12 protein-coding genes are annotated in these 13,883 nt (G+C 71.5%); 4 read left to right on the top strand and 8 right to left on the bottom strand.

Annotated elements, in window-relative coordinates:
• Positions 1-15: 15 nt before the first annotated feature.
• Positions 16-1,485: an aminotransferase class III-fold pyridoxal phosphate-dependent enzyme gene (locus A4E84_RS29615; RefSeq protein WP_418082227.1), complete on the bottom strand. Its 1,470-nt coding sequence runs from the start codon at positions 1,483-1,485 to the stop codon at positions 16-18.
• A 331-nt stretch (positions 1,486-1,816) separates the two neighbouring features.
• Here A4E84_RS29615 and A4E84_RS29610 point away from each other — a divergent pair, with 331 nt between their 5' ends.
• A complete protein-coding gene (locus A4E84_RS29610; RefSeq protein ID WP_062929455.1) occupies positions 1,817-3,040 on the top strand; it encodes a trypsin-like serine peptidase in 1,224 nt (407 codons plus the stop codon).
• Positions 3,041-3,114: 74 nt separating this feature from the next.
• Here A4E84_RS29610 and A4E84_RS43055 read toward each other — a convergent pair whose 3' ends face one another.
• On the bottom strand, positions 3,115-3,279 hold the full coding sequence (locus A4E84_RS43055; protein WP_159029630.1) for a hypothetical protein: 165 nt from the start codon (positions 3,277-3,279) through the stop codon (positions 3,115-3,117).
• 24 nt (positions 3,280-3,303) lie between these two features.
• On the opposite strand from A4E84_RS43055, the gene A4E84_RS29600 reads away from it, so the two are divergent.
• A complete protein-coding gene (locus A4E84_RS29600) occupies positions 3,304-4,515 on the top strand; it encodes a trypsin-like serine peptidase (protein ID WP_062929453.1) in 1,212 nt (403 codons plus the stop codon).
• An 86-nt stretch (positions 4,516-4,601) separates the two neighbouring features.
• Here the strand turns inward: A4E84_RS29600 and hflX are convergent, their stop codons facing one another.
• From hflX to miaA, 6 genes are all read right to left on the bottom strand, one after another.
• The gene (hflX, locus tag A4E84_RS29595; RefSeq protein ID WP_062929452.1) at positions 4,602-6,095 is read right to left on the bottom strand and encodes a GTPase HflX; all 1,494 of its coding nucleotides are present in this window, start codon (positions 6,093-6,095) and stop codon (positions 4,602-4,604) included.
• Positions 6,096-6,239: 144 nt separating this feature from the next.
• Complete coding sequence (locus A4E84_RS29590; protein WP_079129165.1) at positions 6,240-7,856, bottom strand: M1 family metallopeptidase; 1,617 nt, start codon at positions 7,854-7,856, stop codon at positions 6,240-6,242.
• A gap of 175 nt (positions 7,857-8,031) precedes the next feature.
• Positions 8,032-10,209 (bottom strand): RelA/SpoT family protein, encoded by a 2,178-nt coding sequence (locus A4E84_RS29585; RefSeq protein ID WP_062929451.1) that lies wholly within the window; start codon positions 10,207-10,209, stop codon positions 8,032-8,034.
• A gap of 296 nt (positions 10,210-10,505) precedes the next feature.
• Complete coding sequence (gene dapF, locus A4E84_RS29580; protein WP_062929450.1) at positions 10,506-11,378, bottom strand: diaminopimelate epimerase; 873 nt, start codon at positions 11,376-11,378, stop codon at positions 10,506-10,508.
• A 28-nt stretch (positions 11,379-11,406) separates the two neighbouring features.
• Entirely contained in the window at positions 11,407-11,919 is a 513-nt protein-coding gene (locus A4E84_RS29575; RefSeq protein ID WP_062929449.1) for a hypothetical protein, read from the bottom strand.
• Between the two features lie 108 nt (positions 11,920-12,027).
• Positions 12,028-12,966: a tRNA (adenosine(37)-N6)-dimethylallyltransferase MiaA gene (gene miaA, locus A4E84_RS29570; protein ID WP_062929448.1), complete on the bottom strand. Its 939-nt coding sequence runs from the start codon at positions 12,964-12,966 to the stop codon at positions 12,028-12,030.
• Between the two features lie 182 nt (positions 12,967-13,148).
• Between miaA and A4E84_RS29565 the strand changes: the two genes are divergently transcribed.
• Positions 13,149-13,418: a hypothetical protein gene (locus tag A4E84_RS29565; protein ID WP_062929447.1), complete on the top strand. Its 270-nt coding sequence runs from the start codon at positions 13,149-13,151 to the stop codon at positions 13,416-13,418.
• A 29-nt stretch (positions 13,419-13,447) separates the two neighbouring features.
• Positions 13,448-13,795, top strand: a complete 348-nt coding sequence (locus tag A4E84_RS29560) for an antitoxin (protein ID WP_062929446.1) — start codon at positions 13,448-13,450, stop codon at positions 13,793-13,795.
• Positions 13,796-13,883: the final 88 nt, after the last annotated feature.

The raw sequence follows: 13,883 nt of genomic DNA, 5'->3' as shown, positions 1-13,883 counted from the left end.
GAAGCTCACCGCGGCTCAGGGTGCGGCTGCCGGGCCACCCCCACGGCATCGAGCCGCTGTCCGGACGGCGTCAGCCAAGCGGTCCAGTACGGCGGCCGCTTGTTCATCGGTGAGGGTCAGAGGGGGCAGCAGTTGTACGACGCTGGCGTGACGGCCGCCGAGTCCGACGATGAGGCCGCGCCGCAGGCACTCCTGCTGGACCGCAGCGGCCAGTTCGGGGGCAGCGGGCAAGGGGTGGCGTCCGCTGCGCGGCATGACCGATGCCGCCACGCCGCCCTCCACAGCACTAGGAGCGCCCGAGAAAACGGAGTCCCCCTCCGCCTCCGGATCCACCAGCTCGACCCCGATCATCAGTCCCCGCCCCCGCACATCCCCCACGCACGCCAACTCCGAGGTGAGTTCCTGCAATTGGCCCAGCATGTGCTGCCCCAGGGTCGCCGCGCGCTCGGCGAGGGCGTTCTCGCGGACGTGGGCGAGGGTTGCCGTGCCGGCGGCGACGGCGAGCTGGTTGCCGGGGAAGGTGCCGACGGGGGCACCGGGCTCCGCGATGTCGAGGTCGTCGCGGTAGACCACGACGGCCAGCGGCAGGCTGCCGCCGATGGCCTTGGAGAGCACCATCACGTCGGGGGTCACACCGCTGTGCTCCACCGCCCAGAAAGCGCCGGTCCGGCCCACGCCGGTGTGGATCTCGTCGACGATCAGCGGGATGGACCGGTCGGCGGTGAGCTGCCGCATGCGCCGCAACCAGGCGTGCGGTGCGGGGATCACGCCGCCCTCACTCTGGACGGGCTCGACGATCATCCCCGCGGGCAGCGGCACCCCGGGCCCGGGGTCGTCGAGGAGGGACTCGGTCCAGCGGGCGGCGAGGTCGGCGCCACGCTCGCCCCCGACGCCGAAGGGGCAGCGGTAGTCCTGCGGGTAGGGCAGGCGGGCGACCCGCGGGTCCGGGGTGTCCGCCAAGGTGCCGCCGAGGACCATGCCGGTAGTTCCGCGCCCGGAGCCGGTGAACGCAAGGAGGCCGCTCCGACCGGTCGCCGCGCGTACCAGCGCGTAGGCGGTCTCGACGGCTTCGCTGCCGGCCGGTCCGCAGAAGCGCACTCGTGCTCGCTCGGCGATGCCTGGCGGGAGGGTGAGGTACAGCTCGGCGAGGAAGGCATCCTTCGCGGGTGTCGCCAGATCAAGGGCGTTCAGGGGTGCGCCGGAGTCGAGGACCTTGCGGATGGCCTCCAGGACGACCGGGTGGTTGTGGCCGAGGGCGAGGGTGCCGGCGCCGGAGAGGCAGTCCAGGTAGCGGCGGCCGTCCGCGCCCTCGATCGTCAGTCCCCGCGCTCGCACCGGAACGATCGGCAGGGCCCGGGCGTAGGTCCGGGCGGCGGGTTCGCGCGCGGCTTGGCGGCGCAGGATTGCCTCGGGCCCGTTGCGCGATGCGAGCGCGGTGGCGTCAACGGCTCCGCCTGGGAGGGATTTCACCTGCGTACGCCCCACAGCGGCCTCCTCCGACGCACAACCCCCATGGGTGGACTCCGCCACGATTTCCCTGACCTCCCACTGGGCACGGGCACAGAGGACCGCGCACAGACAGCAGGCCCCCCACCGCTACCAACCCCGGATCACTCACCGGGTTACGGGTTGCCTCAAGATCCTTTCCGTAACGGAACTGTTGCGGACCCGTCGGATCGCCCCCACAGCCACCGCATAGTGTGTGGTGCCGTTCCCGGACGCCGTGCGCTCGTCCCGAACGTCCCGTGCGACAGCGGGAATCGGGGCTATAGCACCGGTTGCTCCACGTTCGTTCCGTATCAGGGGGAGTCAGATCATGCGATCCACACGGCCGTCGTCCCATGTCAGCCGAGGGGGAAGGGCGGGCCGCAGGAACTCCCCCGTACTGGCCGCCGTGGCACTCGCCTCGGCGCTCGCGCTGACCGCCACCGCCTGCGAGTCGGGCGACGCCACGGCGGGCGGTGAGGCCTCCGCGTCGGCCACCGCTTCCGACGACGGCAAGCTCAGGATCCCGGACGACATCAGGGACCGGCTCCGCGAGCACGGGATCGATGTCGACAAGTGGAAGAACGGCGCCTGGAAGAACTGGGACCGGGACGACTGGCTGCGCGAGGCCAACGAGTACATCAACCCGATCATCGAGGGGCTGTGGAACCCGGACCGGATGCGCGAGGCCGAGGAGCCCGACCAGGGCGTCGACGACAGCGACCTCTCCGGAGACCAAGGTGTGACCGACCCGACGCCCGAGCCGGTCGAGGCGCAGGCCCTGCCGCCGTCGTACCACGCCAACGCCCCGACGGCCGGGAAGGTGTTCTTCGATTCTCCCAAGGGCTCGGCCGTCTGCTCGGCGACCGTGGTGAAGGACCCGGCGCACCCCGGCAAGTCCAACCTGGTGTGGACGGCGGGCCACTGCGTGCACGCGGGCAAGAAGGGCGGCTGGTACCGCAACATCGCGTTCGTGCCGTCGTACAACGACGACGGCAGGCCGGTGGAGGAACTGCAGAACGCCACCCGTGAGGACGTCGCTCCCTACGGTGTCTGGTGGGGCGACTGGGCGCAGACCTCGGACCAGTGGATCGAGCAGGGCGGGTCGACGGGCGGCGACGGCGCGCCGTACGACTTCGCGGTCATCCATGTGACGCCGGAGAAGGGAAGCGGCGGCAAGTCGCTGGAGGAGATGGTCGGTTCGGCGCTGCCGGTCGACTTCAAGGCGCCCGCAGTGCCGCAGGCGAAGAGCCTCACGGCGATCGGCTACCCCGCCGCGCCGCCCTACGACGGGCAGAAGCTGTACCGGTGCGAGGACCGGCCCGGGCGGCTGTCCGTCACCGCGTCGGATCCGACGATGTACCGCATCGGCTGCACCATGACCGGTGGTTCGTCGGGCGGCGGCTGGGTCGCGACCGGCTCGGACGGCAAGCCGGCGCTGGTGTCCAACACCTCGATCGGTCCGGTGACGTCGGGCTGGCTGGCCGGACCGCGCCTGGGCGGCGTGGCCAAGGGCGTGTACGACTCGGTCAGCAAGAAGTTCGCCGGCCGGTGACCGCCGGCTCAACGGCACCGTCGGTGGGGCGGCACACCCCGCGGAAACCTTCACCGCCCCACCCCGGTACACCCTCAACTCCCCGGGCATAGTGGGGTGTCGCGCGGGCCGCCTACGCCCATGTTCATGACATGCGCACGTAGGACCTGCCCCCGCACCGCCACCAGGCCCAGCACCAGCACCAGCACCAGCACCAGCACCAGCACCAGCACCAGCACCAGCACCAGCACCAAATTCATACGCGCAACGGGGGTCATCTCACCATGCGTTCCACACGTACGCCCGCAGCCAGGCGCGGGCGGCGCACCGTCCTCGCCGCCACCGGGCTCGTCGCCGCCCTGGCGCTCACCGCCACCGCCTGTGGCGGTTCGGCGGACTCGGCGAGCGGCAAACCCGACGTCGCCTCCTCGCAGGCCGCGGCGAACGGCAGCGGCAGCGGCGGCAAGGTCAAGATCCCGGCCGATCTCGCGGGCAAGCTCAAGGAGCACGGGATCGATGTCGACCGCTGGAGGGACGGCGGCTGGAAGGACTGGGACAAGGACAAGTGGCTCAGTGACGCCAAGGACTTCGTCAACCCGGTGATCGCGGGCCTCTGGAAGCCGGAGCGGATGCAATCCGCCGAGGAGGCCGACAAGACGGTCACGACGAAGGACGCGTCGGCCGGCCAGAGCGTCAGCGACCCGGATCCGGCTCCTGTCCGGGCGCAGGCGGAGAAGACGCCGTACCACCGCAACGCGGCGCCGGTCGGCAAGGTCTTCTTCGACTCCCCCGACGGCCCGGCCGTCTGCTCCGGCACGGTCGTCAAGGACGTCAACCACCCGGGCAAGTCCAACCTGGTGTGGACGGCGGGCCACTGCGTGCACGCCGGCGGCAACGGCGGCTGGTACCGCAACATCATGTTCGTCCCGGCCTACAACGACCTCGGCAAGTCCGAGGCGGAGATCAGCAACGCGAACCCGGCCGAGGTCGCCCCCTACGGCAACTGGTGGGCGAACTGGGCCTCGACCTCGAACCAGTGGATCCAGGGCGGTTCGGAGAGCGGCGGTGACGGAGCCGCGTACGACTACGCCGTGCTGCACGTGAAGCCGGAGCAGGGCGCCAAGTCCCTGGAGGAGACGGTCGGCGCCGCGCTGGACGTGGACTTCTCCGCCCCGTCCGCGGCCGAGGCCGCCAAGATGGGCGCCTGGGGCTACCCGGCCGCGCCGCCCTACAACGGCGAGAAGATGTTCAAGTGCATCGACCTCCCGGGCCGGTTCTCGCTCAGCCCGTCCCTGCCGACGATGTACCGCATCGGCTGCGACATGACCGGCGGTTCGTCCGGCGGTGGCTGGTTCCGGGTCGTGAACGGCAAGTCGGTGCTGGTCTCCAACACCTCGATCGGCCCGGCCGACAACACCTGGCTGGCAGGTCCGCAGCTGGGCCGCGACGCCGAAGCCCTCTACCAGAACATGAGCAAGACGTACGGCGGTCAGTGACCCCTGCACGATGAAGGCCCGCTCCCCGGTAACAGGGGGCGGGCCTTCTGGCGGTCCCTCAGGTCACGGCGCCGACCGGGTCGTGCTCAGAGCGCCGGCGCCGGAACGTACGGCGTGAGTTCCGCCGCCAGTTCCTCATGTACCCGCACCTTGAGCAGGGTGCCCTCCGGGGTGTGCTCCTCGGAGATCACCTCGCCCTCGTCGTGGGCACGGGCGACCAGCTTGCCGTGCGTGTACGGCACGAGCGCCTCGATCTCGACCGATGGCCGCGGCAGCTCGTTGTCGATGAGCGCGAGCAGTTCCTCGATGCCCTGGCCGGTGCGGGCCGAGATGGCGATGGACCGCTTCTCGACGCGCAGCAGGCGCTGGAGCGTCAGCGGATCGGCCGCGTCCGCCTTGTTGATCACGACGATCTCGGGCACGTCGGTGGCGCCGACGTCCCGGACCACCTCGCGTACGGCGGCCAGCTGCTCCTCCGGGAACGGGTGCGAACCGTCCACCACGTGCAGGATCAGGTCGGACTCGCCGACCTCCTCCATCGTGGAGCGGAACGCCTCGACCAGGTGGTGGGGCAGATGACGCACAAATCCGACCGTGTCGGCCAGTGTGTACAGCCGTCCGCTCGGGGTCTCGGCCCGGCGCACGGTCGGGTCGAGGGTCGCGAACAGGGCGTTCTCGACCAGCACGCCCGCGCCCGTGAGGCGGTTGAGCAGCGAGGACTTGCCGGCGTTGGTGTAGCCCGCGATGGCGACGGACGGCACCTTGTGGCGCTTGCGCTCCTGGCGCTTGATCTCGCGGCCGGTCTTCATCTCCGCGATCTCCCGGCGCATCTTCGCCATCTTCTCGCGGATCCGGCGCCGGTCCGTCTCGATCTTGGTCTCACCGGGACCACGGGTGGCGAGGCCGCCGCCCTTGCCGCCGCCCATCTGCCGGGACAGCGACTGACCCCAGCCGCGCAGTCGCGGCAGCATGTACTGCATCTGTGCGAGAGCGACCTGCGCCTTGCCCTCTCGGGACTTGGCGTGCTGGGCGAAGATGTCCAGGATCAGAGCCGTCCGGTCGATGACCTTGACCTTGACGACGTCCTCGAGGTGGATCAGCTGGCCGGGGCTGAGCTCACCGTCGCAGATGACGGTGTCCGCGCCCGTCTCGACGACGACGTCGCGCAGTTCCTCGGCCTTGCCGGAGCCGATGTACGTGGCCGCGTCGGGCTTGTCGCGGCGCTGGGTGACGCCGTCGAGTACCAGTGCGCCGGCCGTCTCCGCGAGGGCGGCGAGCTCCGCGAGGGAGTTCTCCGCGTCCTGCACGGTTCCCGAGGTCCAGACGCCGACGAGGACGACCCGCTCCAGACGGAGCTGGCGGTACTCGACCTCGGTGACGTCCTCGAGTTCGGTGGAGAGGCCCACCACACGGCGCAGAGCCGCGCGGTCGGAGCGGTCGAACTGGTCGCCGTCCCGCTCTCCGTCGATCTCGTGGCTCCAGGCGACGTCCTCTTCCATCAGGGCATCGGCCCGAAAACCCTCGGGGTGGCTGTGCGCGAAGCGCTTGGAGTCCTGGGAAAAGGAAGAAGAGGAGGTCATTGGATCCTTACGTCGATGGGAAGCCGTTCACTGTCTGCAACGCGCGGGCGGTCCGGGAGATTCCCCGGCGCCCCGTACCGCGCCGACCTGAAGATGTTCGCACGGCACGGGGCGTCTCGTCACTGTGTTATCGGGCGGACGTCCTCACCGCGCTCGGGCCTGCTCCGCCTTGGCCTGCGAGTTCGCTGCCGGGGCCTGCGGGGCATCTGCCGGTGCTTGCGGCTTCGCTGCCTGGGCCTGCGGGCTAGCTGCCGGTGCTTGCGGCTTCGCTGCCGGGGCCTGCGGCTTCGCGGGCGTCTCCGGCTTCCAGTCCGGGTGCCCAGGCATCGGCGGGGTCTTCTCGCCGTACAGCCAGTCCTGGAAGAAGCCGTCGAGGTCGCGCCCGGAGATCTCGGAGGCGAGCCGGACGAAGTCTTCCGTGGTGGCCGTATCGTCCTGGTGGCGGACGACCCAGGCGCGTTCCAGGCGTTCGAAGGCCGGGCGGCCGATCTCCTGGCGCAGGGCGTAGAGGACGAGGGCGGCCCCGTCGTAGACGTTGGGCCGGAAGATGCCGGTCTTGCGGGCGGGGTCGGGGGCCTTGGGGGCGGCGGGGGGCCCACCGGCGGCGCGCCAGCGGTCGGAGGCGCCGTAGGCGGCCTTCATCCGGTCCCGCATCGGCTTGCCGGCCTGTTCCTCGGCGTACAGCGCCTCGTACCAGGTGGCGTGCCCCTCGTTGAGCCACAGATCGGACCAGGTCCGGGGGGTGACGCTGTTGCCGAACCACTGGTGGGCCACCTCGTGGACCATGATCGACTCGACGTACCACGGAGGGTAGACCGGCTCGGTGAAGAGTTCCCGTTCGAAGAGCGAGAGCGTCTGGGTCTCCAGTTCGAAGCCGGTGGTGGCGTCGGCCACGAGCAGGCCGTACGTCTCGAAGGGGTAGCGGCCGACCTTGCTCTCCATCCAGGCGATCTGACCGGGGGTCTTCTCCAGCCAGGGTTCGAGTGCCTCGCGGTGGCGGGTCGGTACGACGTCCCGTACGGGCAGGCCGTGCGGGCCGGTGCGGTGCAGCACCGTGGAGCGGCCGATGGACACCTGGGCGAGCTCGGTGGCCATGGGGTGCTGGGTGCGGTAGGTCCAGGTCGTCGAGCCGCCGGACTTCTCCACTCCGGCGGCCAGGCCGCCCGCGACGGCCGTGTGACCGTCGGGCGCGGTCACACGGAAGGTGAACATCGCCTTGTCGGAGGGGTGGTCGTTGCAGGGGAACACCAGGTGCGCCGCGTCGGCCTGGTTGGCCATGGCGAGGCCGTCGGCCGTGCGCACCCAGCCGCCCTCACGGCCCTCGGCGGGCACGGGATCACTGGTGTGCCGCACGGTGATCCGCATCCAGGTGCCGTCCGACACCGAGTCCTCCGGTGTGATCACCAGGTCCTCGCCCGCGGAGCGGAACTCCGCGGGGTCGCCGTCGACCTCGACCGACTCGACCTTGCCGTGGGCGAAGTCCAGGTTGACGCGCTCCAGGTCGGCGGTCGTCCAGGCGTCGATGGTGGTGACGGCCTGCAGCGGCTCGCTGTTGTTGCCCGGATAGGTGAAGGCGAGGTCGTACGACGCCACGTCGTAGCCGGGGTTTCCGAGGTACGGGAAGAGGCGGTCGCCGACGCCGAGCGGGACGACAGGGGCGCTCGCGGCGACGAGGCAGACGGAGACGGCCGAGGTCAGCAGGGCGGCTGCGGTCCGGCGACGGGTGGGGGTGTTGGCCTGGCTGTGGGGGGTCAGGAGCATGCCCCACGGCTATCAGCGCGCGGGCGGGCGGCGGGGACGGCGCGCTTTCGTCCCACCCGAACCGGGGACCGGGGCCTGCGCCGGGTGCCGCCCCGGCTGCCCGGGAGGCGCTCTTCGGAGTCGTCCTGCACTCCTCACGGAGGCCGTCCCGAGGCCGTCCGCACGCCCGGGCCGGTCAGCCGCCCTGCGGCTGCGGCTGCGCCCGGCTGACGTCGTACACCCCGGCCACGTTGCGCATCGCGCGCATCAGCGCGGGCAGGTGGCCGGCGTCCGGCAGCTGCACGGTGTAGGTGTGCCGCACCTGCTGCTGGGTCGGGGGCTCGACGGTCGCCGAGACGATCTCGGCGCCTTCGGAGGCCATGGCCTCGGTGAGGTCGGCCAGCAGATGGGGACGGACGAACGATTCGGCGACCAGCGTCACCCGGCACTCGGCGGTCTCTCCCCAGCGCACGCCGACCGCCGCACGCCCCGCGTCCTTCATGCGCGCCACAGCGGGGCACTCCACGCGGTGCACGGTGACCGCTCCCCCGCGTACGGCGAAGCCGGTGATCTCGTCGGGCGGTACGGGCGTGCAGCAGCGGGCGAGCCGGACGGTCGCTCCCGGCAGGTCGGAGAGGACGTGACCGGTGCCGGGGCGCCCGGCGGGCTGCTGGGGGGCCGCGTCCGGGTCGGGTGCGCCGACGGGCCGCGGAGCCGTCCGGTCCTCGGCGATCCGCGCCTCGCTCTGCTGCTGGGACTCCGCCTGAACCGGATGCGCGGTCAGCCACCGCTGGATGGCGATCCGGGCCGCGGGTGTGTGGGCATGCTCCAGCCACTCCCGGGAGGGCTCCGACGCCGGGTCCTGGCCCATGAGGAGCTGGACGGTGTCGCCGTCCTTGAGGACGGTGCTCAGCGTCGCCAAGCGGCCGTTCACCCGGGCGCCGATACAGGCGTGCGCGTCCTCGCCGTACTGCGCGTAGGCGGCGTCCACGCAGGTCGCGCCCTCGGGCAGGCCGAGTGTGCCGCCGTCCGGCCGGAAGACGGTGATCTCGCGGTCCTGTGCGAGGTCCTCGCGCAGGGTCGACCAGAAGTGGTCGGGGTCGGGTGCCGCCTCCTGCCAGTCGAGGAGCCGGGAGAGCCAGCCCGGGCGGGTGGGGTCGACGCGCTCACCGTCGGCCGGGTCCTCGGGGGCCGGCGCGTACGGGTTACCGAGGGCGACGACGCCGGCCTCGGCGACCTTGTGCATCTGGTGCGTGCGGATGAGGACCTCGACGACCTGGCCGTCCTCGCGCGCCACGGCCGTGTGCAGCGACTGGTAGAGGTTGAACTTCGGTACGGCGATGAAGTCCTTGAACTCGGAGACCACCGGCTTCATGCAGGTGTGCAGTTCGCCCAGGACGCCGTAGCAGTCGGCGTCCTCGTTCACCAGGACCAGGACGCGGCCGAAGTCGGAGCCGCGGAGCCGGCCGCGTTTGCGGGAGACGCGGTGCACCGAGACGAAGTGGCGGGGGCGGATGAGGACTTCGGCCTGGATGTCCGCCTCGCGCAGCACACCGCGTACTTCGTCGGCGACTTCGGCGAGGGGGTCGTCCGCGCGGGCGGCGTTGCGGACGATCAGCTCCCGGGTGTGCGCGTACTCCTCGGGATGCAGGATCGCGAAGACCAGGTCTTCCAGTTCGGTCTTGAGCGCCTGGACGCCGAGCCGTTCGGCGAGCGGGATGAGCACGTCACGTGTCACCTTGGCGATGCGCTCCTGCTTCTCGGGACGCATGACGCCGAGGGTGCGCATGTTGTGCAGCCGGTCGGCGAGTTTGATCGACATGACGCGAACGTCGTTGCCGGTGGCGACCAGCATCTTGCGGAAGGTCTCGGGCTCGGCGGCGGCGCCGTAGTCGACCTTCTCCAGTTTCGTGACGCCGTCGACGAGGTAGCGGACCTCCTCGCCGAACTGGTCGCGGACCTGGTCGAGTGTCACGTCCGTGTCCTCGACCGTGTCGTGCAGCAGGGACGCGGTCAACGTCGTGGTCTCGGCGCCGAGTTCGGCCAGGATCAGGGTCACGGCGAGGGGGTGCGTGATGTACGGCTCGCCGCTCTTGCGCATCTGGCCGCGGTGCGATGACTCGGCCAGGACGTAGGCGTGGCGCAAGGGTTCGAGGTCCGCGTCGGGGTGGTGGGCGCGGTGGGCCTCGACGACATGGCTGATGGCGTCGGGCAGCCGGCCACGGGCGGCGGGGCCGAGCAGGGCCGCGCGGCCGAGGCGGCGCAGGTCGATCCGGGGGCGGGCCTTTCTGCGGGGGGCTGTCGGCGTCACCGGTCCTGACACCGCGCCCGGCATCGGGCCTGGGGTCACGGAATTCGTGGCCTCCGCACTCATGGGCACCTCCGGCTGCGTCAACCGGCGGACGGGGTGCCCCAGAGCGGACACGGCTCAGGGGGCGGCTTCGGTCCCCGTCCGGGCCGGTGCTTGATGCTACCGAGCCCACCACGCTCGACTGACCGCCTCTCGCCGAGCGTGAAACTGATCACCCATTCGAGGGATGAATGTGAGGTTTGTACCCCTGTTGGTCACGACCTTCGCTGTGCAATTCCCGCCAAGTGGCCGGTTATCGACGATGGTTTCGGGTCGGGTGGCCGATGGGGCGCGGGTGTTTCAGGACGAGCGGTGCCGGCTCACGCGGACGTGGCGGCGTCCAGCCAGGCCGCGTCGATCTCGCCCTCGGCCACGATCACGGCCGGGCCCGTCATCTCGATCTCGCCGTCGGGCCGCTCGGTGATCACCAGGGTGCCGCCGGGGACGTCCACGGTGTAGGTCACGGGGGTGCCGGTGGCGGTCGGGTCGGCGCCGTCGCGGCGGGCGGTGGCCACGGCGACCGCACAGGCGCCCGTGCCGCAGGAGCGGGTCTCACCGGAGCCGCGCTCGTGCACGCGCAGCGCGACGTGCCCGGGGCCGCGGTCGGCCACGAACTCGACGTTCACACCGTCCGGGTAGGCGGCGGCCGGGCTGAAGGGGGGCGGGGAGAGCAGGTCGCCCGCGTGCGCCAGGTCGTCCACGAAGGCGACAGCGTGCGGGTTGCCCATGTTGACGTTGCGCGCGGGCCAGCTGCGCTCGCCGACGCTCACCGTGACGTCGCCGTCCGGGAGCACCGCCCGGCCCATGCCGACGGTCACGTCGCCGTTCTTGGCGAGGTGCACGGTCTTCACACCCCCGCGAGTGGCGACCGCGAGGTCTCCCTCGGTGGCGTGACCGGCGCGCTGGAGGTAGCGCGCGAACACCCGCACGCCGTTGCCGCACATCTCCGCGATCGAGCCGTCGCCGTTGCGGTAGTCCATGAACCACTCCGCCTCGGCCGCCATCCCCTCGGCCTCCGGGTGGGCGGCGGAGCGGACGACGTGCAGCAGGCCGTCACCCCCGATGCCCGCGCGCCGGTCGCACAGGGCGGCGACGGCGGCCGGGGGCAGGTCGATGGCGTTCTCGGGGTCGGGGACGATCACGAAGTCGTTCTCGGTGCCGTGACCCTTGAGGAAGGCGATCCGCGTGCTCATGCCTCGATCGTAACGGGGCACCCGTCCCCTACCGCAGGCGTGCCACCCGCCACACGGCGAGGACCACCACGAGGGCCACGACCAGGGCGTACGCGAGGACGACCCGCCAGTCGGGCCTGCGGCCGGAGCCGCGGGCCGGCAGGCCCGGCAAGGTGTAGCCGACACGGCGGGCGGCCATCATGCCCCAGCCTGCCGCGCAGGAGCAGATCAGCAGGCCCAGCATGGCGATGACGGCCCCGCTGTCGCCGAAGTCGAAGGCGAGCGGGAAGGCGAACATCAGGGAGCCGAGTGCCGCGAGCCCCACGATGGGGGCCAGCTGCCAGATGCGGAGCCGGCGCTGCGGGCGCAGCTCGACCTCGACCTCGTCGGCGAACATGTCATCGGGCTCGGGCCCGTCGTCCGTCACGCCCTGCGTCTCGTCGGGCCCGTCGGAGCTGAGGTGGTCCGCCTCCTGCTCGGGCGCGGCCGCGGGCTCCGGCTCATCCCGCTCGGCGGTGATGTGATCGGTGCTTCGTGCGGTGTCGCGAGGGCCGGCCTCCATCGCCACGCGCCCTCCCAACTAGGACTCAACTCGGTCGATCGAAGCTCGATGATGGCACGCCGTCGAAGGACCGGATGACGGCCTGTGCGTCCCGATGCCATGACGTGATCAGGCTGTAACCGGTCGTTCGACCAAGGACAGCGCGAGCTGCGGAAGTTCCGTGAGATCGGCTGCCGCCCCACTCAACCAGTGCACCCGCGGGTCGCGCCTGAACCATGAATCCTGGCGGCGCGCGAAGCGCTTGGTGGCACGGACGGTCTCGGTCCGCGCTTCCTCCAGGGTGCACTCCCCGGCGAGCGCCGCGAGCACCTGCTGGTAGCCGAGCGCGCGCGAGGCCGTACGCCCTTCACGCAACCCCTGCGCCTGGAGTGCGCTCACCTCGTCCACGAGGCCGGCGTCCCACATCCGGTCGACCCGCCGCGCGATGCGCTCGTCGAGCTCGGGGCGGGCCACGTCGACACCGATCTGAAGGGTGTCGTACACCGAGTCGTGGCCGGGGAGGTTGGCCGTGAACGGTTTGCCGGTGATCTCGATCACCTCCAGGGCGCGGACGACCCGGCGGCCGTTGCTCGGCAGGATCGCGCGAGCGGCCTCGGGATCGGCGGCGGCCAGGCGGGCGTGCAGTGCGCCGGGGCCGCGCAGCGTGAGTTCCTCTTCCAGGCGGGCGCGGACCTCGGGGTCGGTGCCGGGGAACTCCAGGTTGTCGACGGCCCCGCGCACATAGAGTCCGGAGCCGCCGACCAGGATCGGCCAGCGGCCCTCGGCGAGCAGGGCATCGATCCGTTCCCGGGCCAGGCGCTGGTACTCGGCGACGGACGCCGTGACGGTCACGTCCCAGATGTCCAGCAGATGGTGGGGGACGCCCCCACGTTCCTCGGGCGTCAGCTTGGCGGTGCCGATGTCCATCCCTCGGTAGAGCTGCATGGAGTCGGCGTTGACGACCTCGCCGCCGAGACGCTGGGCCAGGAAGACGCCCAGATCGGACTTTCCGGCCGCAGTAGGTCCGACGACGGCGATGACGCGGGGGGCGGGGGGTGCACTGCTCACCGCCCCAGTCTCGCAAACCTCGGGCCCTGGTCTCGAACGAGTTACGTGACGCCACGGCCGCGGGGTCGTTGCCCGTTGCGAGGTTCCTGCCGCCGGATCGCAGAGGCGGTGGCCCGGCCCGCGCAATCCGACGCACCGGGCAACGCGGGATTTCGCCCGCACGAGTAACGTATGGAGTGGATATGGGCGTTTTTGCACGACTTCTCCGGCGGTCGAAGGCCACGGCGGAGACGCCTGCGGCCGAGGCTCAGACCGACACGGCGAAGGCCGGGCCCGAGGAGGAGGAGGCCGAGGCCACGGAGGCGAAGGGCACCGACGGAGCCGGGGAAGCGGCGGAGCCGGCCGGTGAGGCCGCCGCCGAGGTCGCCGAGTCCGAGGGCGTCGAGATCCCCAAGCAGCAGTCCACCGAGAAGGCGGCCGACAACGAGGCCGGTGAGGGCGCCCGTACGTGACCGCCCGGCGGCGTGAGGGAAGGTGAGCCATGGGTCTCCTGCACAACGTGAAAGCCAAACTGGGCCCGGCCAAGGGCAAGGTCTCGGATCTCGCACAGCGGCACGAGGACAAGATCCACCACGGTCTCGACAAGGCCGCTCAGGCCGTCGACAAGAGGACCAAGGGCAAGTACAGCGACAGGATCCAGTCGGGCACGGGCCGGGCCAAGGGCGCCATGGGCCGCCTCGCGCACCAGGGCGGGAGTGGTCCGGACGGGGATGGCCCGACACCGCCGCCGGGCACAGGGGCCATGCCGCCGGAGGCGGGCCGCACGGCACCGCCGCGGGACCCGGGTGGCACCACGCCGCCGGACGACGCACCACCGTCTGCTTCCTGACGCGGACCTCGGCACTCTGAAGGGCACATCGGCGGACGGCCGCGGAGCACCTGCTCCCGGCCGTCCCCGCCGCTTGTCTCGTCCGCGA

The organism is Streptomyces qaidamensis, from assembly GCF_001611795.1.
Taxonomy (GTDB): domain Bacteria; phylum Actinomycetota; class Actinomycetes; order Streptomycetales; family Streptomycetaceae; genus Streptomyces; species Streptomyces qaidamensis.
Note: the sequence above shows the minus strand (reverse complement) of the source record. Positions and strands in the feature narration are given on the sequence as shown.